Genomic DNA, 24,219 nt, shown 5'->3' with positions numbered 1-24,219 from the left:
AACAATAAAAAGCAGAGGTGGAACATGGTCTGGCAGCAAATCTACGATCCGTTCGCAAACCCGATACTTTCAACCCTCATGGCAGCCGTGCCGGTCGTGGTGATGTTGGCAGCCCTGGCGTTTTTCCATGTGAAAGCGCATCTGGCCGCATTGATGGCCCTGGCGTCTGCGCTGGTGATCGCGATCTTCGCCTTCGACATGCCAGCGGACATGGCCGGCTCGGCCGCCCTGTACGGCGCCGCCAACGGCTTACTGCCGATTGGCTGGATTGTGCTCAACATTATCTTCCTGCATCGGCTAACCACCGAGAACGGCTCGTTCAAAGTGCTGCAGGATTCCCTGGCGCGCATCACCGACGATCGACGTTTGCAATTGCTGCTGATTGCCTTCTGCTTCGGTGCATTCTTCGAAGGGGCTGCGGGTTTTGGTACGCCGGTGGCGGTGACCGGGGCGATTCTGATCGGGTTAGGCTTCTCGCCACTGGCCGCCTCTGGCCTGGCGTTGATCGCTAACACCGCGCCCGTGGCGTTCGGTGCGCTGGGTACGCCGATCATCACTCTGGCCAAGGTGACCGGCCTGGATGAAATGGAACTGTCGATGATGGTCGGCCGGCAATTGCCGTTCTTCTCGGTGATCGTGCCGTTCTGGTTGATCTGGGCCTTCGCCGGCTGGCGCAAGATGCTGGAAATCTGGCCGGCGATTCTGGTGGCCGGGGTCAGTTTCGCCGTGCCGCAGTTCCTGGTGTCCAACTACCACGGGCCGATGCTGGTGGACGTGATCGCCGCACTGATTTCCATGGCCTGCCTGACCGGTTTCCTCAAGGTCTGGAAGCCGGCCACCGTACATACCTCCGCAGCACTGTCCGGGCGCGTCGACAACTCAAAAATTGCCGAAGAGCATGACGAAAAGCCCGTCGCCAGCGCGGCTTTTGCCAACGATGCCAAGCCTGCGGTGATGCGCGCGTGGATGCCGTGGATCATCCTCACCGTGTTCGTGTTCGCCTGGGGCACCCAGGGTTTCAAAAACATGTTCGATACCCGTCCGGCGATTGATCCGGTCACCCACTCGGCCAAGCTCGACCCTCAAGGCAAACCGATGCGTGAAGCCAACCCGATCTTCGCTCCGGTCGTGACGTTCACCACGATTCACCAGCAGATCGAGAAGGTCCCGCCTGTAGTGCCCGCGCCTAAAACCGAGGAAGCGGTCTACAAGTTCACCTGGTTCACCAGCACCGGTAGCGGCATCCTGCTGTCGGCGATTCTCGGCGGGCTGCTGATGGGCTATTCCATCCCGCAACTGATTCACCAGTACCTGCGAACGATCTGGGTCGTGCGCTACTCGCTGATCACAATAGTCGCGATGCTCGCCCTGGGTTTCCTCACCCGCTATTCAGGACTGGACGCCACCATGGGCCTGGCCTTCGCCGCGACGGGCATCTTCTACCCCATGTTTGGCACTCTGCTCGGTTGGCTTGGCGTGGCGCTGACCGGCTCGGATACGGCGTCCAACGTGCTGTTCGGCGGCTTGCAACGGGTGACCGCCGAGCAATTGGGCATCAGCCCGGTGTTGATGGCTGCCGCCAACAGCTCCGGCGGGGTCATGGGCAAGATGGTCGACGCCCAGTCGATCGTGGTCGCCTCCACCGCCACCCGCTGGTACGGGCATGAAGGGGAAATCCTGCGTTATGTGTTTTTCCACTCGATCATCCTGGCGATTCTGGTCGGTGGTTTGGTGACGTTGCAGGCGTATGTGGCGCCCTTCAGTCATATGGTGGTGGGTGGGCATTGATGGATGCAGTTCGGCGTGTACACCCCGGTGATCGAATGATCATCGGGGTACGCGGTGTCGACCAACTTCTAGAACTTGAGTAAAAGTCCTCAAAGCCGAAACCGATCCACCGACTGCGAGAGCTTGCCCGCCAGGCTAGACAACTCATCGGTGGTAGAGGCGGTCCGGCCGATGACCTTGCTATTGCCTTCGGACATGCCGGCAATCATTTCGACCTGATGGGCGATTTCATTGCTGGCCAGGCTCTGCTCACCAATGGTGCGGGTGATGTCGTTGACCAGTTGCGTAGTGTTCAGCGTGGCGTCGAGGATTTCGCGGATGGCGCGCTCGACGTCGGCGGTCACCGCCATGCCTTTGTCGACCTGCGCCACGCCCGCCTCCATGCTGGTCACCGCCTCGCGGGTGCTTTGCTGAATGCGTGAAACCATCGTGGCAATTTCCTGGGTGGAGGCGCTGGTGCGTCCCGCCAGGCTGCGCACTTCGTCGGCCACCACGGCAAATCCACGACCCTGCTCACCGGCACGAGCGGCTTCGATCGCGGCGTTGAGCGCCAGCAGGTTGGTTTGATCGGCGATGCCCTTGATCACCTGGATGATGCTGAAAATCCCTTCGGACTCCTTGTCCAGTGTGCGGATCACCTGGGCCGACTGCTGCGCCGAACGCGCAATACCGTCCATGTCGTTGACCACCTGATGGATCACACGACCGCCATCCTTGGCCAATGCCTCGGCCTGATTGGCCATGTTCAACGCACGTTCGGCATGCCGGGTGATTTCCTCGATGCTCGCGGTCATTTCGCTGGCAGCCGCCGCCATGGTGCTGGCGGCAACGCTTTGCTGCTGACTGCTACCGGCCACTTCGTGACAGCCGCTGCTCAATTGTTCACTCATGCCGCTCACGCCGTGGGCGTTGCTGCGCACGGCTTCGATCATGCCGCGCAGGTCGCGCTGCATGGTCGCGAGGCTGCGGATCAGGGCGCTCGCTTCGTCGTTGTGAGTGGGCTCGACAATCGGTTCGCTCAGGTTGCCATGGGCGATGCTGTCGGCGATGCGGCTGGCGGTCTGCAACGGCCCCATGATGCTCAAAATCACCCAGCGGCCTTGGGCCAACAGCAATAGCAGGCTGGCGATCAGGACGCCGCCGAGGGTGAAGTTGGCGTTACTGATGACTGTCTGAGTGCCGACGCTGGTCTGGTGGGTGTTGGTTTCGATCAGCTCACTGAGCGCGGCCATCTGAACTTCCAGCTGGCTGAATACGCTACTGAAACTACCCAGTTGTTGCTGCGCGGCCTCCGGATTTTCCAGCGCCTGCGCGACGATGCGTTCGGCTGCGCTGATGTAGGTATCGAGGCTGGGCTTGATCTTGTTCAGGCCCGCTTTAAGAACGTCGTTGACCGGCAGCTTGAGGTTTTCACCGAGCATTTCACGAAAGTGCGCCGCATGCTCCTCGGTGGAACTGCGCACCTCGGCTTTGCTGCTGGTGCTTTTACCCAGCCCGACCAGCATCGCCGACAGCACGTCGGCGCGTAACGCGTCGTGCATCATGTCGGCTTCGAGGTGATTGCGCAGCAAGGCCATACTGACCTCGTTGTCATTCACCGCCTCAGCCATCCGGGTATTTCCCAGGTAACTGACCAGGCTCATGAGCAACGCAGTAATCAGCCCGGTGCCAATCAGCAGAATCAAACGTAATTTTATGGACACTCTGGGGTTCCTCTCGCGGATTGGGTCGCTCAAGAGGTTATCGACCGGCAAGAGTGGTTAATGAAGCGAATGTCCATACGCGCATGTCTTTACGACATGCGGTATGTTTTTTCGGTTTTGAGGGCGCCTGAATCAGGCAGCGGAGAAGAAGTAGCGCGTCAGGTGAAAGAAGATCGGCGCCGCGAAGCAAATCGAGTCCATGCGATCGAGCATGCCGCCGTGACCTTTGATCATGGTGCCCCAGTCCTTGGCGCTCAGACTGCGTTTGATCGCCGACATGACCAGACCACCGAGGAAGCCCATCACCACGATGACGAACGACATCAGCAGTGACTGCCAGAAGCTGAAGGGAGTCATCCAGAACATGCAGCCACCAATCAGCGTTGCAGACAGCCCGCCACCGACCAGACCTTCGACTGTTTTTGACGGACTCACCAGCGGCGCAACTTTGTGCTTGCCCAAGAGCTTGCCGAACACGTACTGCAACACGTCACTCAACTGAACGACGAACACCAGATAGAACAGCAGCAGCGCGTTTTGGCCGGCGAACCCTTCCAGGTCCAGCAGCAAAAGTGCGGGCGCATGGCTGATGCAATAAATGCAGATCATCACGCCCCACTGGATCTTCGCCGTCCTTTCCAGGAAGCCGTCAGTGTCCTGGCTCAGCACCGCAATCGCCGGTAGCAGGAGGAATGAATACACCGGAATCAGCAGCGTAAACATCGAATACCAGTGCGTGCCGATGAGGATGTATTGCAGCGGGATCAGGATGAAAAACGCCGAAAACAGAGCGTTATGATCACCTCGCCTGGTCGGTGTCAGGGTGATGAATTCCCTGAGCGCGAACAGTGAGATGAAACCGAACAGGACGACTGTTGCATTACCGCCCAGCAGGTAGGACACGAAGAAGATGATGACCATCCCCCACCAGGCATTCACGCGCTGATTGAGGTTTTCGATGGTCGAGACCGCACCTTCCGTTTTGGCCCGCAGGGCTAACAATCGACCGGCCAGCGAAGCAATTGCCAGCAAGCAGGCCAATCCGAAAAAGAACCACAAAAACTTTGCATCAAGAGTCATTTCGACAGCTCCACGATGGCGTTACGCGCGCGTTCCAGAAACACCTGTTTATCCTCGCCAGCAATCCTTTCCATCGGATTGCCGATACGGATCGTGCAGATGATCGGCAGAGGGACGTGTTTGCCTTTGGGCATGGAGCGATGAAGGTTTTCCAGGTAGATCGGCACCAGGTCGACATCGGGAAAGGTCTCGGCCAGCCGGTACAGACCTGATTTGAATTCCCCGGGCAGTGCCTCGGATGAGCGCGTGCCTTCGGGAAAGAAGATGATCGAATGCCCCGCCTGCACCACATCGAAAATGGGCTCCAGTGCGTTTTTACCGGGCGCCGGTTTACGGTCAATCAGCACCGCATTCAGGCCTTTCTGCGAGATGTACGACAGAAACCGGTTCTTTCCCCAGTAATCGGCAGCGGCAATCGGCTTCACATTCAACCGGGCCTCGGGCGGCAGGGCCGCAATGATGGCCAAGGTGTCCATGTGACTGGTGTGATTGGCGAAATAGATTCGCTGACGGGTGAGATCCGGCGGGCTCTCCCATCTGGCCGTGACGCCAATCAACAGTCGAAGAACAGAAATCAGCGCATTACTGATCCACATGGTCGGCCCCTTTCAGCTGCCTGGCGATTGCCAGCGTTCGCGTGACGCAGGTGGCGACGGAGCCGATGGCGATGCCAGCCAGTGCGATCAACAGTACGTAGTGAGTGCCATAAACGCTGGCTTCGACGGCATTCAGCAGCAGTCCTGCGGTCATCACGGCCATTCGATGCTGCTTGGCCATAGGGCCGATGAAGGACTGCTTGAGGCCAATCGAGCCGCCGAACACCCTGACATATGCGGTCAGTGCTGCCGCAAGGGCAGCAAACCATCCGAGGTCGGATTGGCCAATGGCATACCCGAGCCCGACGATCAGCAAGCTGTCGGCGATCCGGTCCGGGAATTCGTTGTAGAGGCTGCCGATATCCGACTTCTTGCCGCCCTCTATCGCCACCATCCCGTCGAAGAGGTTGCACAGCAGGCGCAACTGAATGCCGATCGCGCAGCAAATCGATCCAACGACACCGCTGTCAATATTGAGGGCCACGACGCCGACAAACGCGAAGGCGATGCTGGCGACGGATATCTGATTGGGGGAAATGTCTCTTTTCACCAGCATGTCGGTGAGGTGTCTTGCCCAGCCCGCAGAGCGCGTCTTGATGGGCCTTCTGTTGTCATCCACTGGCCAATATCCCTATAAGTGATGTGTTACTGCGTATTGCATTGTAATGGCGAGTTGCGCTGACCACATCCAGCAATATGAAGACTTTGCCAACAAACCCTGCTTCACCCCATCAAAAATTTTCTGTTCATTTTCGGGATGTCGTTCCGACTTTCAAACCTCGAGACAAGCCCTCAACACCTTGTTCGTTTTTTTCCATGCCTCGTGCTAAGTTGTACGACGACCGACAAGCAACCACCCAAAACAACAAGGAAACCCCCATGAAAAAAGTGAAAGTGCTGATTGGATTCTTGTGCCTCTTCAGTGGCTATGTAGCAGCCGCCCCTGCTTCCGCGGACAAGGATGTTGCGCAAGCCGTCGATCATCTGACACAAGCCATGTTGCACAAGAACATTGCCGAGCTGAACGCGCTGACCGCCGAGAACCTGACCTACGGGCATTCCAGCGGGAAGATCCAGGACAAGAAAGCATTCATCGCCGATATTGAAACCGGCAAAAGCGCGTTCAAAACCCTGGAGATGCAGAACCAGACCATCACCGTATCGGGTGACGTAGCGTTGGTTCGTCATCACTTCTCGGCACAAGCGCTCAAAGGCACCGAAGTGGTTCCAACCGAAATCGAGAACTTCCAGATCTGGCAAAAACAGAAAGGCCACTGGTTGCTGGTAGGCCGACAAGCGTTCAAGTTCTGATTTTTGCGTAACGAAGGGATACCGGTCAGCCCGACTGCGGTGTCCCGACTCTCTCCTTGCTCCGTTCCAGGGCCAGCCCGCTGCCGATCAACTGCTCAGCTTGCCGGTCACTGGGGCGCGGTGAAACGCTACAGCAAAGGCCAGCGAGCCTGATAATTCCGGGCCTTCTGATCGAACAGATCGGGCTGATGATTCACCGGATTGATCCCTTCTTCGACATCTCCGCTTTTCTAGCCAGCAGTCTTAAAAAATAAAATACATCAATGATCTCAGCTCACTCGGTTGCGCCCGCTGCGCTTGGCTTGATAGAGGGCATCATCGGCACGAGTCAGAAGGCTTTCCACATCGTCACCAGATTTGGCGACGGCGACACCCAAAGACGCAGTTACAGTATCCAGCACCTCATCCGTGCCACGAACCTTGATCCGCAGCGCCTGAATTTTCAGGCGCAGCTGCTCAGCAAAAGCATGAGCACTGGTGAGATCAAAACACTCTTGCAGGACTACACAGAACTCTTCACCCCCATAGCGTGCCGCCAAGGCCTGAGGCGGGATTGAGTTCCGTAACACCTGACCAACATGCTCAAGTACGCGGTCGCCCAAAGGATGGCCATAGCGGTCATTGAACTGCTTGAAATGATCGATATCCAACATGACCAATGCCACCCCATGAGGAGCGTTGATCAATGCATGCTCCAGCAAGCGAGTGAAGGTAGCTCGGTTCAACACCTTAGTCAGACCATCCAAAGATGCAGCCAGTTGGGCTCGCTCGAGCTTGTCTCTCAGACTCTTGATTTCATTTTGCGCTGAGTGCAACTGGGACAGGAAAAGCTCTTGCTGATCCTGCATGACCTGGGTGCTCTGTTGCAGCTCGCTCAGAATGGCAGGCAACCTCTGGTCAACCGGCTCCGCGAGCATTTCCATGCAATGGCCAAGACTGGCTTGAAAGTTGGAACTGCCATTCACACTACGCGAGACATTACGCTCCATGTCGTCAACCAGATCGATCGCTTGTTGTTGCCCTGCGCGCGCCTCCTCCAATTCGTCACGAATGATGTAGTCGCGAAAAAGCTTCGTAGCGGATTCTGGAGGGAAACAGTCGAAGTCTTTGACCACCCTGTCCAGATGGCGATTAAGCTCTGGCTCCTGACCTTTGCTGTAGGTGTACCAGAGAGCATAGTGCACGGGGTTTGGTGGAATGTTGTGACGCACCATCAGTGGTACGGCCTGCTTCAGCAGGGCCGCCGCCTCTCGGGAGTCCTCTGGATACAGCGTTAGGGCAGTCGCACGCGTCTCTAGTTGGCTCATAACGTCACTGTGGTTGGTTTTTATTGGCATGCATGAAGTCGGGGGCAGCATATCCTTACGTACACCAACCAGCCATACATAAGGCGTCCCTACCCGGCTGACCCACCGGGATAGCTCGGACGGGTCAACGCGCCCTTGGCCCAAGCCCAACGCAGCATACAGACCAAGAGACGTCACCGAGAATGATCACGCGAGCTTTATGGCTCCGCCCTGGATATCGTCACGCGCCGCTCGTAAGTCCATGGCGTCCTGGTTGAGTCGGTGAATCATGTTGAGCAACCGCTGGCGTAGCACTTCGTCTTGGAGATGCTCTGCTGCGCGCATCATATCTAGCGCCGCTACCTCATTGTTAGTGGCGACGGCGTCGAGCAGTTTGCGCATGCTTCTTGATGGTCGATTCATCTCCAACTCCCTGGATTTCAGTGACGCGAATCATATGGCCAGAATGTTTCGTCAGTATTTCAGCTGCAGGAACCATCTCTGTTTGCAACAACCGCCAGCAGACGCACTGAAGGCGGGTTGTCCGGACGCGTTCAAGTATTAAAACCAGGTTTCCATTTGTATCCCGTATTGCCACACACCTCCGGCGTTGAAGTCCGTCTTGCCGAAGTTGTCTGTGGAACTGTATCTGTCCAGGTCCGAAGACCAGTTCATGAGACTTGCGAACACTCGCAATTCGGGACGTGTGAGAAGGTCTCCAAAATCAGGCTTGAATGTCGGAGCGACCGTGAATTTCCAGAAGTTACCGTCGACCGCATTGCGTTGCATGTAACCCTTGGGGTCGAGGTCCATGGTTTGCCAGCTCATTTCGTAGGCCATCTCGAAATTGCTGTTGATTTCATTGGCCAACCGCACGTTCAGGGTCATCCAGCGGTAGTCGTCACCCTTGACGTATCTGTCCTTGCTCTGTTCGGCCAACAAACTGGGGCCGATACGCCAGCCGGGTGCAATGGGTGTCTCACCATAAAGCGCCAGGCGCAGAGCGCGGGCGTCGTCGATCAGTTCGCCATCCGAACCGATGTTCTTGACCTCTGCCCCCAGACCTTGCCCATAGAGCAGTGCTGTTTTGAAGAAGCCTTCCCTGCCGAAAAAGTTTTTCTGGTGATTGGCCAGCATGCTGTGCAAGCCGGAATCCGCAGGCGCCAGGCCCGCTTCATTGCTGCGAGTGCCAAAGTCGTTTTTCTTTGAGCCAATGCCATTGAACATCCACTGCCACTGACCACTGTCGAAGAACTGGTTGGAGGTCAGGATGTAGCTTTCCACATCGGCGTTGATACCGCCTTCACTGAAATCCCCGTAATTACGCCCGATCAAGGAGTAATTCGAGCGCCAGTCCTTGTTCATCTGCACATCGTAGATCCCACCCCCGGTGCCGGCCAGAAAGACCACGTCCGAGTCCAGCCAGTGGATATCGAAATTGTCCCTGTCGAATCGCTTGCCCGCCCACAGAGTGGAGTTCTCGAACACTGAATTGCCCTTGAAGGCGGCGAGATGATCGAGTTCAGTAAATACCTGACGCACGTTCAGGTTGCTCTCGTCGGCCGTCCAGTCATTGGAGCTTTCCACACCGTCGGCGATGGACACGGTGAATTTGGATCGGGTGCCGTTCTGCGCATGCATCTCTTTCGACAGGTCTATGCGCATGTAGGTGTCGTCTTCGTTACCGAGTCGCCCGACGGCACCACCGACTGAACCGGCAGGCGTTGTATAAGGGCCACCACGACCACCACCCAGCCCATCGTTGATCAGCAATCCGGAGCGGGCGTAGCCCTTGAAGCTGAAGCCGTCAGTGAGGTGTCCGCTGCTGCCCTGCTTTTCCATGCTTTGCTGACGGGCTTCGAGTTTTGCCAGTCGAGTGTCCAAAGCAGGCGCCGAAATGGCTGCTGCAGTAGACGTAGCGGGCTGCAAAGCGGGAGCTGCGAGTTTGATTTGCAGCAATTCCCTGGCAAGTGCCTGGGTTTGCTGTTCGGCTGCGGCTGCACGCTTTTCCGCTGCGCTGGTACGGGCTTCAAACGCAGCCATGCGTTCTTCCAGAGTCGCGGCCTGCGAGGTTGCCGCCGATGTGCCGAGCACGCCTGCGAGTAGCCAGCCTGATGCTTTGTGCATGTGGATTTCCCTGTTTTGTTTTTATTGTTTTGTTCCCGCGACCGGCCATTTTTCGTGAGTTGTAAATTGTCGCAATCAACGAAAAAAAGGATGCCTCATCGCAAATACGCTGCTACATTTGGCGATGTTAACGTTAACTTTTCTAAAAACAAAAATAAAGAGGGCTCTATGAAACAGCTGAAATCTCTTCTTCCAGCAGCACTGCTCACCCTCTGTGCCGGGCTTCCATCCCTCTCGAGCGCGGCCAATTTGACGATCTCGTGCGGTGCGGTGGGTGCTGAGTTACAACTCTGCAAGGAGGCTGTCGAGGCGTGGTCGAAACAGACCGGCAACAACGTCGAGGTGGTTTCCACGCCTAACTCGGCGACCGAGCGGTTGTCGTTCTACCAACAGATCCTCAGTGCGCAGTCCGCCGACATCGACATCATTCAAATCGATATGGTGTGGCCGGGAATGCTGGCCAAACACCTGATGGATCTGCGCGAGGTGCTTCCAGCCAATGCGACCCAGGGTTATTTCCAGGCACAGGTGGATAACGCCACAGTGAACGGACAGCTGGTGACGATGCCGTGGTTCACCGATTCAGGCCTGCTGTATTACCGCAAGGACTTGCTCGAGAAATACGACAAGCAGGTTCCCCAGACCTGGGAGGAAATGACCTCTACCGCAAAGGATGTTCAACAGGCTGAACGCAACGCCGGGAACCCCAATGCGTGGGGTTACATCTTTCAGGGACGCGCCTACGAGGGTCTGACGTGTAACGCGCTGGAGTGGATCAGCAGCCAACCGGAAGGCGGGCTGGTCAATCCAAAAGGTGACATCGTGGTCAACAGTCAGGCCTCAAGAACGGCTTTGACCCTGGCGAAAAGCTGGGTAGGCGACATCTCCCCGCGTGGCGTACTCAATTACACCGAGGAAGAAGGCCGTGGCGTATTCCAGTCGGGCAATGCGCTGTTTATGCGTAACTGGCCGTATGTCTGGGCTCTGGTCCAAAGTCAGGACAGTGCCGTAAAAGACAAGGTCGGGGTCGCTCCCCTGCCCCGCGGCGGCGAGACCGGCAGCCATGCATCCACTCTCGGTGGCTGGGGCCTGGCGGTATCGCGTTACAGCGCCCATCCAAAACTTGCCGCAGAACTGGTGAGCTACCTGACCAGCGCTCAAGAGCAAAAACATCGTGCCCTGATTGGCGCCTATAACCCGGTTATCGAGTCGCTGTATCAAGACCCCGAACTGCTCGCGGCCATGCCTTATTACGCTCAGCTGCACAGCATTCTCAACGATGGAGTCATGCGCCCCGCCTCCATCACTGCCGATCGTTATCCACGGGTCTCCAATGCGTTCTTCGATCGAGTGCATGGCGTGCTGGCGGGCGAGTTGCCTGTCGATCAGGCGCTGGCCGAACTGGAAAACGAACTCACGCGCATCAAACGCCGGAACTGGTAAGCCACAAGGAAGGAAATCACCATGTCTGTCTCTTCTACCCATGCCCCCTGTGATGAGCTGCTGCTCACCAGGGAAACGCCCGTACAACGACGCCGAGTACGCGCTGCCTGGCTGTTTCTGACGCCGATGTTGCTGTGTCTGGCCCTGGTGGCAGCCTGGCCGCTACTGCGCACATTCTGGTTCAGCCTGACCGACGCCAATCTGGCGGATACCGGTGGCGGAACCTTCGTTGGCTTGAGCAATTATCTATTCCACAACGGTACCAACTGGTCGGGCATTCTGGTCGATCCACAATGGTGGAACGCGGTGCGCAACACCTTGCATTTCACCGTGGTGTCGGTGGGACTGGAAGTCGTACTGGGACTGCTGGTGGCGTTGCTGCTGAACATCAAGTTCACCGGCCGTTCGCTGGTGCGGGCGTTGATTCTGATTCCCTGGGCGATTCCGACCATTGTCTCGGCGAAGATCTGGTCATGGATGCTTAACGACCAGTTCGGCATCATCAATCACCTGATGCTGAGCCTCGGCCTGATTGACGCGCCTCTGGCCTGGACGGCCGATGCGGATCTGTCGATGTGGGCGGTGATCATCGTCGATGTCTGGAAGACCGTCCCTTTTGTCACGCTGCTGATGTTGGCCGCCTTGCAGATGTTGCCAAGCGATTGCTACGAAGCCGCCAGGGTCGATGGCATTCATCCACTGAAAGTGTTCTGGCGTGTCACGCTTCCCCTGCTCATGCCCGCACTGCTGGTGGCGGCGATCTTCCGCATCCTCGACTCGCTGCGAGTATTCGACGTGATCTATGTGCTGACCTCGAATTCATCGAGCACCATGAGCATGTCGGTGTATGCCCGCCAGCACCTGGTGGAATTCCAGGACGTCGGTTACGGCAGCGCGGCCTCGACGCTGTTGTTTTTGGTGGTTGCAGTCATCGCCCTGCTTTATCTCTACCTCGGACGCCGTCAACTGGAGGTCCGGTCATGAACCTGCGCCTACTGAAAAAAGCCCTGTTGCGCCTCGGATTCTGGTGTCTGATCGGGGTGTTGCTGCTGTATGCGGTCTTCCCTTTCTACTACGCCATCGTGACGTCGCTGAAGCCGTCCAGCGCCTTGTTCGAGGTGAGTTACTGGATCGAAAACCCCGACTTCTCCAATTACGTGGCAGTGCTCAATCAAGCCTCATTCCTGCGGGCGATCGGCAACTCGCTGGTGGTTGCGCTGTGCGTGGTGACATTGGCGCTGTTCCTCAGCCTGACCGCCGCCTATGCCTTGGGCCGGGTGAAGTTTCGGGGGCGTGGCACGGTCTTGATGATGGTCCTTGGCGTGTCGATGTTTCCTCAGGTCGCGGTGTTGTCGGGGCTGTTCGAAGTGATCCGTGCACTGGGTCTGTACAACACCTCCTGGGCGTTGATCCTGAGCTACACGATTTTCACCCTGCCCTTCACAGTCTGGGTACTGACCACGTTCATGGGGCAACTGCCCCATGAACTGGAAGAAGCGGCAATCATGGATGGCGCCTCGCCCTGGGTCACGCTGACCCGCGTGCTGTTGCCGTTGCTCTGGCCCGCACTGGTCACCACTGGCTTATTGGCCTTCATCGCCGCGTGGAACGAGTTCCTGTTTGCCCTGACCTTCACCCTCACCGACACGCAACGCACGGTGCCGGTCGCCATCGCCTTGATTTCCGGCGGCAGTCCCCATGAGTTGCCTTGGGGGTTATTGATGGCCGCCTCGGTGGTGGTCACCGTCCCACTGGTGATTCTGGTGCTGATCTTCCAGCGCCGAATCGTTTCTGGTCTCACTGCCGGCGCGTTAAAGGGTTGATGCCCAACAAAGACAAGGAACAGCATCGTGATCAAATTGAAACTGGACAACGTGAACAAACAATTGGGCGGCATGCGCATTCTTCGCGACGTCAGCCTGGAAATCGCGGCGGGTGAATTCGTGGTGTTCGTTGGCCCTTCGGGCTGCGGAAAGTCGACCCTGCTGCGACTGATCGCCGGGCTGGATTCGATCTGCGGCGGCGACCTGCTGATCGACGGGCGACGGGTCAACGACCTGGAGCCGCGCGAGCGTGGTGTCGGCATGGTGTTTCAGTCTTATGCGCTGTACCCGCACATGAGCGTCTACGACAACATCAGCTTTGGTCTCAAACTGGCCAAGACGGACAAGACCAGCCTGCGCGAGCGCGTGCTGAAAACCGCACAAATCCTGCAGTTGGACAAACTGCTGCAACGCAAGCCAAAGGAACTGTCCGGTGGGCAGCGTCAGCGTGTGGCCATGGGCAGAGCCATGGCGCGGGAACCGGACATCTTGTTGTTCGATGAGCCGCTTTCCAACCTGGATGCGTCCTTGCGGGTGCAGATGCGCAACGAAATTGCCCGACTGCATGATCGGCTGGGCTCGACCATGATCTACGTCACCCACGATCAGGTTGAAGCGATGACCCTGGCCGACAAAATTGTCGTGCTCAATGGCGGGCGCGTAGAACAGGTCGGCTCACCGCGCGAACTCTATGAACGCCCGGCCAGCCGCTTTGTCGCCGGTTTTCTCGGTTCGCCCAGAATGAATTTTCTGCCGGCGCGCCTACAGACGCCAGGCGAAACCAGCCTGGTGGATACCCTCGTATGGGGTATCACGCCCCTGCCCTTCGACAGCTCGAACCTGGCGACGAGCACGCAGCTGAGCCTGGGGATTCGCCCGGAGCATGTGTCGCTCAAACCGGCAGATGGAACTGCCGGCGTCGTCGTTACCGCGGTCGAATACCTGGGCAGCGAAACCTATGTGCACCTCGAGACAGGTCAAGACGAGCCATTGATCTGTCGTTGCGAAGTCAGCGCCGGATGGCAAGCGGGCGATCGGGTTGAGCTGCAGCTGGACATCGACAACCTGCACCTGTTCGACGCCGACGGCGCGGCCTTGAAGCGTCACCCGCAAACCATTGAAACCCTGCCGGATGGCGTCCCTCTGCGCTCGGCACGAGCAAGCGCCCTATGACTGTGTATTTGAATCCCATGAACGACCCAATGTCTTGCGCCCTTGACCTTGCGCAGCATGCGCTGAGTGATGGCCTGTCTCGCGTCAGCGATGATTATCGTCCCGGTTATCATCTTGCCCCCCCAGCGGGCTGGATGAACGACCCTAACGGGGTGGTGTACTTTCGTGGCGAATACCATGTGTTCTACCAACACCACCCCTTCGACGCGAAATGGGGCCCGATGTATTGGGGGCATGCCAAGAGCGCCGATCTGGTCCATTGGCAGCATTTGCCCATTGCGCTGGCACCCGGCGATGAGTTCGACCGTGACGGTTGTTTTTCCGGCAGCGCGGTGGTGTGCGGGGAGACCTTGGCACTGATCTACACCGGGCACACCTGGCTGGGGGACGTGGGCGACGAGCGCTCGATCCGTCAAGTCCAGTGCCTGGCGACCAGCAGCGACGGCATCCGGTTCGTCAAGCATGGCGCCGTCATCGAGACCGCGCCGCAAGACACGATCATGCACTTTCGCGACCCAAAGGTATGGCAGGAAGATGACTGTTGGTACCTGATTGCCGGCGCACGTCTGGGCGATGTGCCGCTGCTGCCGCTGTACCGTTCCACGGATCTGCACGCCTGGGAATTCCTCGACTATGTGGCCAGCGGCAGCGAGGGTGATGGCTATATGTGGGAGTGCCCGGACCTGTTCCGGCTGAACGGGCGCGATGTGCTGCTCTACTCCCCTCAAGGCATGCAGCCCCAGGGTTACGATCGGCTCAACAAGTACCAGACCGGTTATCGAGTGGGCCGACTCGACAGCGAATGGCACTTTACTGGCGGGCCTTTTATCGAGCTGGATAACGGCCACGATTTCTATGCGGCGCAAACGCTACTGGCCGCCGACGGTCGGCGCCTTGTGTGGGCGTGGCTCGACATGTGGGAAAGCCCGATGCCGAGCCAGGCTCATCACTGGTGCGGCATGCTCGGTTTGCCGCGCGAACTTGAACTGCACGCAGATCGCCTTTGCGTCTATCCGGCACGTGAGCTCACCGCTCTGCGCAAAGCGCCATTGCAGGGCACGCTCTGGTGGGGTGAGTCGGGTACGCGGTCGGTGCCGGAAGTGAATGGCGATATGCTCGAAATCCATGTGCATCTGGATCTGCTCGGCTGCACCGATGGCCACCTCGGAATCGCCTTGCGTTGCAGCGATGATGGCAAGGAAGAAACCCTGCTCTATTACGATGCGTCACTGCAGCGCCTGGTGCTTGACCGCAGCCGCTCGGGTGCGCAAGTCACCGGTCAGCGCAGCGTGGCGATAGACCCGACACAAGGGCAACTGGAACTGCGGGTGTTCCTCGATCGCTCGTCCATCGAGGTGTTCGACGAAAACGGGCGCTTCAGCCTCAGCAGTCGCCTCTATCCGCGGCCCGACAGTCTGGGCGTGAAGCTGCTGGCCAGCGGGAGTGGCGGGCGTGTCTCCATTCCCAAGGCATGGCCTCTGGCCTCGGGATGGTTATGAACAGCGTCAATCGAGTCGCGAGAAGCGCGGGCCCTGTGTCATGATCCTGCGTCAACCTGACCGGCCTCGCCTCGCATGACTTCAGTGAAAGACGTTGCACAGCTGGCCGGCGTGTCCCTGATGACGGTTTCTCGAGCGCTCAACACCCCGGAAAAACTGAGCCCCGAAACCCTTCAGCGGGTACGTCGCGCCATTGATGAACTGCAATTCGTACCGAGCCTGTCGGCGCGCAAGATGCGCGGCGACAACCTCCAGTCGCGCACCATCGGAGTGTTCGCGCTGGACACCGCGACTACACCGTTCGCAGTCGAGTTGCTGCTGTCCATCGAACAGACCGCACAGCAGGCGGGCTGGAATGTGTTCATCCTTAACCTGTTGAGCAACCCGCCCACCGACCAGAACATCGACCTGATGTTGTCGCACCGTCCCGACGGGTTGATCTTCAGCGCCATGGGGTTTCGCCACGTGAACATTCCCGAGCGCTTGAAGAGCAAACCCCTGGTACTCGCCAATTGCCTGGCGGATGACAGTCGCCTGGTGAGTTATGTGCCCGACGACGAAACCGGGCAGTATCGAGCCGTACATCATGCGTTAAGCCAAGGCTATCGGCGCCCTCTGTGTATCAATTTGCCAAAACAGAGTCTGGCCTGGGACCTGCGACAAAAAGGCTTGCTGCGTGCCTGTCAGGCATTCGGTCTTGCGCCTGACGCACTCCTGCAATACGACCTTTCCGATCATGATGCCTATGGTGAAACCGCAGCCATCCTCGACCGGCACATCATTGATGGTCGTCCCCAATTCGACATTCTGATCTGTGGCAATGACCGCATTGCATTTTGTGCCTATCAGCTGTTGTTGGGCCGAGGCCTGAAAATCCCCGACGATGTCGCCGTACTCGGCTATGACAACATGATCGGTATCGCTGAGCTGTTCATCCCGCCGTTGACGACGGTGCAACTGCCGTACTACGAGATCGGTCGCAAGGCTGCCCGGCACCTGATCGAGACCATTGAGGTATCAGGAGCTCAGCCAGTTGATTGTCCATTGGTGGTCAGGGCATCACTGTAAGAATGAGCTCATTCGGTGATTACACGCCCGCTTGCTTTCGATGGGTCGTGAAAGAGCTTCGGGCGGCAACGATGAGGATGCATCAAATCCTGGGGGCTGCCGATGCATTAAAACCGCCTGACGAAAGACCGGGCTCTTGGGTTTCACTCAACCCGGCAGACCGCTAAAGTGGCGCAACCGACACCTGAGAAACGATGAACATGGATGTACTTCACCAAGGAAGTTGCCTGTGCGGCGCAGTGAAATATTACGTGGCCGCCGAGCTGAAAGCGGTTACCCATTGCCATTGCAGCCAATGTCGCAAGGGCCACCGGGCAGCATTCGCGACGTATGCAAGCGCACCCAGGTCGGCGATTACAATCATGGCGGGGGTCGAGACGCTCAAAACCTTTAACTCGTCTGGAGGCGTCGCACGACAGTTCTGTGGCGACTGCGGCTCTTCGCTGTTCTGGTCTGATTCCAAAGGCGAGTTTTCGGATTGGATGTCCGTGGCGATAGGCACGCTGGATACGCTGTTTCTGAATGAAAAACAGAAACACGTGTGTGTTGCATCGAAAGCGCCGTGGTACTCAATCGAGGATCGGTGGCCGCAGACGGAGTGAACGCTTTTGGCCAAAAAAGCGAAAGCACATGAGGTAGATTGAGACCTGATGCCAAATTCACTGATGGGAGGGACCGTACTATGACGACGCGAACTGAAACTGCCATCCTGGCCGGTGGCTGCTTCTGGGGCATGCAGGATTTGCTGAGACGCTACCCCGGCGTAGTGTCCACGCGGGTGGGCTACTCCGGCGGCGATGTGCCCAATGCGACTTACCGCAATCATGGCACGCACGCGGAAGCGATCGAGATTGTGTTCGATCCGGACCAGATCAGCTATCGCCAGATCCTCGAGTTTTTCTTTCAGATTCACGACCCGACGACGAAGAATCGTCAGGGTAACGATGTGGGTATGAGCTACCGCTCGGCGCTCTTCTATCTCAACGATGAACAGAAGCAGGTGGCCGAGGACACGGTGGCCGATGCTGATGCATCCGGCCTCTGGCCCGACAAGGTCGTCACTGAAATCATGCCCGCAGGCCCGTTCTGGGAAGCAGAACCGGAACATCAGGACTACCTCGAACACTACCCCAACGGTTACACCTGCCATTTCATTCGGCCAGACTGGAAACTGCCCAAACGAGGGTAATGGTGCGGCACACTTGCGAAGAGTCGGAGGCAAGATGATTTGTATCGCTCTGTATGTTCGCGGGCGATCTTACACAGCCATACACAACTGCCGGATCAGGACACATACGCAGTACATGAAGGTGAAAAAGTGGGCGGCGTCGCACACCTGATGTTCTCCGATGAACCCAGGCTAAAGAGCCCACCCCCAGCAGGAGTCACCTCATGATCAATGAAATCGAAACCGTGCTTTACACCGGCAAGACCCACACCACCGGAGGCCGTAACGGCGAGGCGCGAAGCGACGATGGACGTTTGGACATCAAGCTTTCCGCCCCTGGTTCGTCAGGGAGTGGCACCAATCCCGAACAGCTGCTGGCTGCGGGTTGGTCGGCCTGTTTCATCGGTGCAATGGCTAAGGCGGCTGTCGCGTTGAAGGTGACCCTGCCGAGTGACGTTGCCGTCGATGCCGAAGTGGACCTGGGCAAGACCGAAGACGCCTTTTTCCTCCAGGCGCGCCTCAATGTCAGCCTTCCGGGTCTGGACCCTGTTGTCGCACGGGCAGTGGTGGATGGTGCCCATCAGCGGTGCCCGTACTCGAAGGCGACCCGTGGCAACATCGACGTCACGATCAATCTGGTTTGATGCTGTTCACTTAGGGTTGGGGGACATATCCGTTTCTGCGGTGATGCCCCCCGACCTTAAGTGAACACCCAGCGGCTGCACCGGCCACTGCAATCAATCATCCTCATGCAACTTGATACCGCGAGCATGCAGCACATACGGAACCAACAGCACCAGCAGCGTCAGCGCAAGGAACGCAGCCGATATCGGTTGCGTCACAAACACCAGCCAGTCTCCCTCGCTGATGGACAACGCATTGCGCAGCTGCTTTTCAGCCATCGGCCCCAGCAGCATGCCGACGATCACCGGCGCGACGGGAAAGTCGAAACGACGCATCAAGACCCCGCCCCACCCAATCGCCAACATCAGCAAAAGATCGAAGGAAGAGTGACGCATGCCGTACACCCCGATGGTGGCAAACACCAGAATCCCCGCGTTCAGGTACGGCCGGGGAATCTGCAGGAGCTTGACCCACAGCCCCACCAACGGAAGATTCAACACCAACAAAATCACGTTGCCGACATACAGCGAAGCCACCAGCGTCCAGACCAATTCTCCCGACGTCTGGAAGAGCATCGGCCCCGGTTGCAGGTTGTAGTTCTGGAACGCGGCCAACAGAATCGCCGCGGTGGCGGACGTCGGAATGCCGAGCGTCAGCAGTGGTACCAAAGAACCCGTCGCGCTCGCGTTGTTGGCCGCCTCGGGTCCGGCAACCCCCTCGATCGCCCCCTTGCCCTTGTTGCCCGCAAACTCTTTCGGGTATTTGCTCAGTTTGCGTTCTGCCGAATAGGACAGGAACGTCGGAATCTCAGCGCCCCCCGCAGGAATCGACCCGAATGGAAAGCCGATCAACGTGCCGCGCAACCAGGCAGGAACCGAGCGTTTCCAGTCAGCGCGCGTCATCCACAACGAGGTTAAACGGTGCCGGCCAGACGCTTCTTCTTTCTGATAAAGCAGGCTATACAACGCCTCACCCACGGCAAACAAACCGACCGCCACGAGCACAACTTCGATGCCATCCACCAACTCCGGCACCGCCAGGGTGTAACGAGCGATGCCCGAGGTTGAGTCCAGGCCGATCAAGCCGATGGTCAGCCCAATCCCGAGCGAAACAAAACCGCGCAGCATCGAAGCGCCGAGTACCGCAGACACCGTGGTGAAGGACAGCACCAGAATCGCGAAATACTCGGCAGGACCAAACCTGAGCGCCAGCGTCGCAACAATCGGGGCAAATAACGTCAGGAACACCGTCGCGATGGTGCCGGCCACAAATGAGCCTATCGCAGCCGTCGCCAGGGCCGGTCCTGCCCGGCCGTTGCGCGCCATGAGATTGCCTTCCAGGGCCGTGACCATGGAGGACGATTCACCGGGCGTATTGAGCAGGATGGAAGTGGTCGAGCCACCAAACTGCGCGCCGTAATAAATCCCGGCGAACATGATCAAGGCCCCCGTAGGATCGACCTTGGCGGTGATCGGCAGCAGCAGCGCAACGGTCAGCGCCGGCCCGATACCCGGCAAGACACCAATGGCGGTGCCGAGCAAACAGCCGATAAAGCCCCACATCAAATTGATCGGGGTCAGCGCAGCGGAAAAACCAATGGCCAGGTTCGCGAGAGTGTCCACCTTGTTTACCTCCTTCGGCCCGGATCAGATCCAGGCGTTGACAAGGGGCGGCAGGGAAACCCCTAGCCCGGCATTGAACAGCCAGTAAATCGGCAGGGTCAGGGCAATGCCGATGGCGAGGTCCTTCACCGGCCGGCGACTGCCAAACCCCCGCGCCGAACAGGCAAACAGCAGCCCGGCAGCCAATACGAAGCCGATGAGGTTAATCAGCACGGCCACCCCCACCAGCCCCGCGGTCACCCAGGCTGCGCCGGCTTTGCCGCCGGGCAGCGCTTGGGCAGATTCGGCGCTGTGGTCTGCCAGCTCGCGAAAACCACCGGTGACGGCCTGATAACACAGCAACAGCCCGACCACACCCAGGAACACCGCGACACCGTACGGATAGACGTGGGCTCCCAGGATGACGAACCCCATCTCGGGCGGAAACCGGAATGCGCCCACCGCCAACACGGCGCTGATGGCAATCACGCCCACGCCGATCGCCAGTTGTACCGGCACGATTGCGCGAGGCTGGGTCATTTCGAAACCAGCCCGACCTCGACCAGCATCGCACGCAGCCGCACATGCTCTTCGTCGACGAATTTGCCGAACTCATCGCCGGTCAGGACGTTGGGTGACCATTTGTTGGTGTCGATATTGTCTTTCCAGACTTTGCTGTTGCTGGCGGCCACGACAGCGTCGATCACTTCCTTGCGCTGCTCGGGCGTAAGGCCTGCGGCACCGTAAACACCCCGCCAGTTGCCAATGGTCACGTCGTAGCCTTTCTCTTTGAGAGTCGGTGCATCGATGCCTTCAACGCGTTCTGGTGCGCCGATGGCGAGTACTCGGAACTGGCCGTTCCTGATGTATTGGCCAAGCTCGGCATAACCACCGGTGATCACCTTGATCTGACCGCCCAATGCCTGAGCAACGACTTCACCCCCACCCGCGAAGGCGACGTAGTTCACCTTGTTGACCGGGACACCCATTTTCGCGGCCAACTCGGCAATACCGATGTGATCGATCGACCCCTTGGAGCCACCGCCCCAGGAAATACTGGTCGGCTTGTCCTTGAAGACTTTCAACAAGTCCTCCAGGGTTTTGAATTCAGACTCCTTGCGCACGGCAATCACGTTGTATTCGGTGAACAGACGGGCAATCGGCGTCACGTCCTTCAAGGTGATTTGCGGCTTGTTCTGTTCAATGGCAGTGACCATGATCGCGCCGACAACCAGCAGCGCATTCGGATCGCCCTTGGTGCTGTTGGCGAACTGCGCCAGCCCCAACGTCCCCCCTGCTCCGCCCTTGTTCTCGAACGTGGTGGATTTGGCCGTGTTGGCCTCGACCATGGCTTTGCCCAGAACCCTGGCGGTCTGGTCATAGCCACCCCCCACGGAACCCGGGGCCATGAACTTGACGGTGTCCAGCGCAAAGGCCGGTGTCGCGAGCGCAGCTGCGGTAACGGCCGTTGCGATGCAGCGGCTGAATCGACGGAACAAAGCGGACATAAGTTGTCTCCCGATTGCATTGTTTTTATAGGTGCCGGGGCAATCGACCAGGGCGAAAAGCCTGCTCGATGCACATTGGCCTGCCAATAAGCGTAGGCCATGGTTAGGGAGACAGCATTTAACGAATTCGCTATCGTCACTCGCCTATGAAACGGACTCGCTCGAACCAGGAAGATGAACACATGACCAACCCTCATACCGATGACCGCAGCAGCGCGTGGTCGGTGTTTTTGATCTTCCTGCGCCTCGGGCTGACTTCTTTCGGCGGGCCCATTGCACACCTGGGTTACTTCCGTGAGGAGTTCGTCACACGACGACGCTGGCTGACCGAGCGCAGCTATGCGGATCTGGTCGCGCTCTGCCAATTCCTGCCGGGTCCGGCCAGCAGTCAGGTCGGCATGGCGCTGGGTCTGTCTCGGGCGGGATATCGTGGGGCGCTGGCCGCCTGGACGGGTTTCACGCTACCTTCGGCCATTGCACTGATCCTGTTTGCACTGGGCATTTCCCATTTCGGCACGGCCCTCGCGCCCGGCGCGTTGCACGGCCTCAAAGTGGTGGCTGTCGCGGTGGTTGCGCAAGCGGTCTGGGGCATGGCACGCAACCTGTGCACGGACGTACTGCGAGTCACCCTCATGGTCAGTGCAGCCTGCGTCGCCCTGCTTGAACCGTCCGCCTGGGGACAGGTCAGCGTGATTGCCGCTGCGGGCCTGGCCGGCCTACTGTTGTTCAAACCCGATCAGAGTGCCAGGCACGAGCCTCTGCCGATCACGATCAGCCCCCGGGCCGGGGCGCTCTGGCTGTCGCTGTTCCTGGCATTGCTGGTTGGCTTGCCGCTCTTGACCCAGTTGCTGCCCAGTCAAACCGTGGCGATGGTGGATGCCTTCTACCGGTCCGGCTCACTGGTATTCGGCGGGGGGCACGTTGTTTTGCCACTGCTGCAAGCCGAGGTGGTGCCTTCTGGCTGGGTCGACAACGAAACCTTTCTTGCCGGATATGGTGCCGCGCAGGCCGTTCCCGGCCCCTTGTTCACCTTCGCCGCGTTCCTCGGCGCCTCGATGAACCTCGCCCCGTCGGGCTGGATCGGCGGCATGATCTGCTTGTTGGCGATCTTTGTGCCGTCCTTTCTGTTGATCGTGGGGGTCTTGCCTTTTTGGGAGCGCTTGCGCCGCAGTTTGCGCACACAGGCCGCGCTGGCCGGCGTCAATGCAGCGGTGGTCGGCTTGTTGTTGGCGGCGCTGTACCAGCCTGTCTGGACCAGTGCCATTTTCAAGCCGCAGGACTTCGGTTTGGCACTGATCGCTTTGGTTGCATTGATGTTCTGGAAACTCCCGCCGTGGCTGGTAGTGGTCGGCTGCGGGGTCGCGGGGTGGCTGTTGAATATGCTGTTGTGAGGAACAGGACAATAGCCGACAAGCAAGCTATTGATATTCAAACATCTACTTCTTCAGAAACATTTGCTCGGCGCAATGCTGAAAAATGTCGGGCTATTCTAAAAACCTCTGTGGCGAAAACACGTCAGGACTCACGTTGATCAATGATCTGCAACAGGAGACTTGCCATGAAAGGCATGCTCGGCAGCATTGGATTGTCACTGTTACTGGCTGCGACGGCGGCGTTCGCGCATCACGGCTGGAGTGAATACGACTCCAGCAATCCCCTGCAGCTGAACGGCACGATAGAAGAATCCGGTTACTCCCATCCGCACGGCTTCGTGCGTCTCAAAACACCAGACAAAACCTGGAACGTCGTCCTGGCACCGCCCTCGCGCATGGAGAACCGCGGCCTTTCCCGGGAGATGCTGAGTGTGGGTAACACCGCCAGCGTGGTCGGCTATCAGAATCGCAACAAACCCGATGAGATGCGCGCCGAACGCATCACGGTCGGCGACAAGACCACCGAGTTGCGGTGATGCAGGCCAGTGATACCAGCGCCGGATCGAGTCCGGGCAGCTGGCTGGACTGGGTCGGCGAGTCGCAGCTTGGCGCGGCCATGCGCGGTGACCTGTGGCTGTATCCGATGGTCGAAGTGGTTCACATCATCGGATTTTCAGTGCTGGTCGGCTCTGTCGTGATGTTCGATCTGCGGGTCCTTGGGCTGTCGAAAGAGATTGCCGTAACGGCCCTGGCTCGCCACCTGCTGACCTGGTCCGTCCTCGCACTGCTGTTGATCGTGCCCGCCGGGCTGATGATGTTTTCCGCCCATCCCCACGACTTCGCATCGAATGACATCTTCATCCTGAAACTATGTCTGATCGCTACTGCCGGGCTCAACGCTGCGCTTTTCCACGTCGGGATATACCGCTCGGTCACCCAGTGGAACACGGGTGCTGCGGCGCCTGGAATCGCAAAAATCCAGGCGCTGCTTTCGATTGGGTTATGGGTCAGCGTGGTGTTGTGCGGTCGGTTATTGGCCTACACCTGA

General features: G+C 58.4%; 24 protein-coding genes and 1 pseudogene. 14 read left to right on the top strand and 11 right to left on the bottom strand.

The window, feature by feature from the left end:
* The first annotated feature begins 24 nt into the window (after positions 1-24).
* Complete coding sequence (locus tag BLW70_RS16960; protein WP_074875801.1) at positions 25-1,788, top strand: L-lactate permease; 1,764 nt, start codon at positions 25-27, stop codon at positions 1,786-1,788.
* A gap of 89 nt (positions 1,789-1,877) precedes the next feature.
* Here BLW70_RS16960 and BLW70_RS31510 read toward each other — a convergent pair whose 3' ends face one another.
* The 5 genes and pseudogenes from BLW70_RS31510 to BLW70_RS16940 form a co-directional block, all read right to left on the bottom strand.
* Positions 1,878-2,603: a methyl-accepting chemotaxis protein gene (locus tag BLW70_RS31510; protein ID WP_371917987.1), complete on the bottom strand. Its 726-nt coding sequence runs from the start codon at positions 2,601-2,603 to the stop codon at positions 1,878-1,880.
* Between the two features lie 132 nt (positions 2,604-2,735).
* Positions 2,736-3,491, bottom strand: a pseudogene (locus BLW70_RS31505) (MCP four helix bundle domain-containing protein); the annotation flags it as partial.
* Between the two features lie 132 nt (positions 3,492-3,623).
* Positions 3,624-4,571 carry a phosphatidate cytidylyltransferase gene (locus BLW70_RS16950; protein ID WP_074875798.1) on the bottom strand — a complete coding sequence of 316 codons (948 nt, stop codon included), beginning with the start codon at positions 4,569-4,571 and terminating at the stop codon, positions 3,624-3,626.
* On the bottom strand, positions 4,568-5,167 hold the full coding sequence (locus tag BLW70_RS16945; RefSeq protein WP_074875795.1) for a lysophospholipid acyltransferase family protein: 600 nt from the start codon (positions 5,165-5,167) through the stop codon (positions 4,568-4,570). The genes BLW70_RS16950 and BLW70_RS16945 overlap by 4 nt, the downstream gene beginning before the upstream one ends.
* The gene (locus BLW70_RS16940) at positions 5,154-5,786 is read right to left on the bottom strand and encodes a CDP-alcohol phosphatidyltransferase family protein (RefSeq protein WP_074875792.1); all 633 of its coding nucleotides are present in this window, start codon (positions 5,784-5,786) and stop codon (positions 5,154-5,156) included. The genes BLW70_RS16945 and BLW70_RS16940 overlap by 14 nt, the downstream gene beginning before the upstream one ends.
* 260 nt (positions 5,787-6,046) lie before the next feature.
* On the opposite strand from BLW70_RS16940, the gene BLW70_RS16935 reads away from it, so the two are divergent.
* Positions 6,047-6,478, top strand: coding sequence for a nuclear transport factor 2 family protein (locus BLW70_RS16935; protein ID WP_074875790.1), 432 nt, complete (start codon positions 6,047-6,049; stop codon positions 6,476-6,478).
* A 269-nt stretch (positions 6,479-6,747) separates the two neighbouring features.
* Here the strand turns inward: BLW70_RS16935 and BLW70_RS16930 are convergent, their stop codons facing one another.
* The 3 genes from BLW70_RS16930 to BLW70_RS16920 form a co-directional block, all read right to left on the bottom strand.
* Entirely contained in the window at positions 6,748-7,785 is a 1,038-nt protein-coding gene (locus tag BLW70_RS16930) for a GGDEF domain-containing protein (RefSeq protein ID WP_173860492.1), read from the bottom strand.
* 186 nt (positions 7,786-7,971) lie between these two features.
* The gene (locus BLW70_RS16925) at positions 7,972-8,187 is read right to left on the bottom strand and encodes a hypothetical protein (protein ID WP_074875786.1); all 216 of its coding nucleotides are present in this window, start codon (positions 8,185-8,187) and stop codon (positions 7,972-7,974) included.
* A gap of 138 nt (positions 8,188-8,325) precedes the next feature.
* Positions 8,326-9,891: a carbohydrate porin gene (locus BLW70_RS16920; RefSeq protein WP_074875784.1), complete on the bottom strand. Its 1,566-nt coding sequence runs from the start codon at positions 9,889-9,891 to the stop codon at positions 8,326-8,328.
* A gap of 168 nt (positions 9,892-10,059) precedes the next feature.
* Between BLW70_RS16920 and BLW70_RS16915 the strand changes: the two genes are divergently transcribed.
* The 9 genes from BLW70_RS16915 to BLW70_RS16875 all read left to right on the top strand — a co-directional run bounded on the left by BLW70_RS16915 (position 10,060) and on the right by BLW70_RS16875 (position 18,709).
* Positions 10,060-11,334, top strand: coding sequence for an ABC transporter substrate-binding protein (locus BLW70_RS16915; RefSeq protein WP_074875781.1), 1,275 nt, complete (start codon positions 10,060-10,062; stop codon positions 11,332-11,334).
* Positions 11,335-11,355: 21 nt separating this feature from the next.
* Positions 11,356-12,318 (top strand): carbohydrate ABC transporter permease, encoded by a 963-nt coding sequence (locus BLW70_RS16910; RefSeq protein WP_074875779.1) that lies wholly within the window; start codon positions 11,356-11,358, stop codon positions 12,316-12,318.
* Positions 12,315-13,157, top strand: coding sequence for a carbohydrate ABC transporter permease (locus tag BLW70_RS16905; RefSeq protein ID WP_074875776.1), 843 nt, complete (start codon positions 12,315-12,317; stop codon positions 13,155-13,157). The genes BLW70_RS16910 and BLW70_RS16905 overlap by 4 nt, the downstream gene beginning before the upstream one ends.
* Positions 13,158-13,184: 27 nt before the next feature.
* Complete coding sequence (locus BLW70_RS16900; RefSeq protein WP_074875774.1) at positions 13,185-14,330, top strand: ABC transporter ATP-binding protein; 1,146 nt, start codon at positions 13,185-13,187, stop codon at positions 14,328-14,330.
* Positions 14,327-15,829: a glycoside hydrolase family 32 protein gene (locus BLW70_RS16895; RefSeq protein ID WP_074875772.1), complete on the top strand. Its 1,503-nt coding sequence runs from the start codon at positions 14,327-14,329 to the stop codon at positions 15,827-15,829. Before BLW70_RS16900 ends, BLW70_RS16895 begins: the two co-directional genes overlap by 4 nt.
* Positions 15,830-15,904: 75 nt before the next feature.
* Positions 15,905-16,897: a LacI family DNA-binding transcriptional regulator gene (locus tag BLW70_RS16890; protein ID WP_074875770.1), complete on the top strand. Its 993-nt coding sequence runs from the start codon at positions 15,905-15,907 to the stop codon at positions 16,895-16,897.
* A gap of 200 nt (positions 16,898-17,097) precedes the next feature.
* Entirely contained in the window at positions 17,098-17,499 is a 402-nt protein-coding gene (locus BLW70_RS16885; RefSeq protein WP_074880623.1) for a GFA family protein, read from the top strand.
* A gap of 80 nt (positions 17,500-17,579) precedes the next feature.
* Entirely contained in the window at positions 17,580-18,086 is a 507-nt protein-coding gene (gene msrA, locus BLW70_RS16880) for a peptide-methionine (S)-S-oxide reductase MsrA (protein WP_074875768.1), read from the top strand.
* A gap of 203 nt (positions 18,087-18,289) precedes the next feature.
* Positions 18,290-18,709 carry an organic hydroperoxide resistance protein gene (locus BLW70_RS16875; protein ID WP_074875765.1) on the top strand — a complete coding sequence of 140 codons (420 nt, stop codon included), beginning with the start codon at positions 18,290-18,292 and terminating at the stop codon, positions 18,707-18,709.
* 93 nt (positions 18,710-18,802) lie between these two features.
* Here BLW70_RS16875 and BLW70_RS16870 read toward each other — a convergent pair whose 3' ends face one another.
* The 3 genes from BLW70_RS16870 to BLW70_RS16860 are packed head-to-tail and all read right to left on the bottom strand — an operon-like array spanning position 18,803 to position 21,798.
* The gene (locus tag BLW70_RS16870) at positions 18,803-20,311 is read right to left on the bottom strand and encodes a tripartite tricarboxylate transporter permease (protein WP_074875763.1); all 1,509 of its coding nucleotides are present in this window, start codon (positions 20,309-20,311) and stop codon (positions 18,803-18,805) included.
* A 24-nt stretch (positions 20,312-20,335) separates the two neighbouring features.
* Positions 20,336-20,830 carry a tripartite tricarboxylate transporter TctB family protein gene (locus tag BLW70_RS16865; protein WP_074875760.1) on the bottom strand — a complete coding sequence of 165 codons (495 nt, stop codon included), beginning with the start codon at positions 20,828-20,830 and terminating at the stop codon, positions 20,336-20,338.
* Positions 20,827-21,798, bottom strand: a complete 972-nt coding sequence (locus tag BLW70_RS16860; RefSeq protein WP_074875758.1) for a tripartite tricarboxylate transporter substrate binding protein — start codon at positions 21,796-21,798, stop codon at positions 20,827-20,829. Before BLW70_RS16860 ends, BLW70_RS16865 begins: the two co-directional genes overlap by 4 nt.
* A gap of 182 nt (positions 21,799-21,980) precedes the next feature.
* On the opposite strand from BLW70_RS16860, the gene chrA reads away from it, so the two are divergent.
* The 3 genes from chrA to BLW70_RS16845 all read left to right on the top strand — a co-directional run bounded on the left by chrA (position 21,981) and on the right by BLW70_RS16845 (position 24,219).
* Positions 21,981-23,189, top strand: coding sequence for a chromate efflux transporter (gene chrA, locus BLW70_RS16855; RefSeq protein ID WP_074875756.1), 1,209 nt, complete (start codon positions 21,981-21,983; stop codon positions 23,187-23,189).
* 167 nt (positions 23,190-23,356) lie between these two features.
* Entirely contained in the window at positions 23,357-23,707 is a 351-nt protein-coding gene (locus BLW70_RS16850) for a DUF6152 family protein (protein WP_074875754.1), read from the top strand.
* Entirely contained in the window at positions 23,707-24,219 is a 513-nt protein-coding gene (locus BLW70_RS16845) for a DUF6644 family protein (protein ID WP_074875752.1), read from the top strand. Before BLW70_RS16850 ends, BLW70_RS16845 begins: the two co-directional genes overlap by 1 nt.

The organism is Pseudomonas frederiksbergensis, assembly GCF_900105495.1.
GTDB lineage: Bacteria > Pseudomonadota > Gammaproteobacteria > Pseudomonadales > Pseudomonadaceae > Aquipseudomonas > Aquipseudomonas frederiksbergensis.
This window is presented reverse-complemented; position numbering and strand designations above follow the sequence as displayed.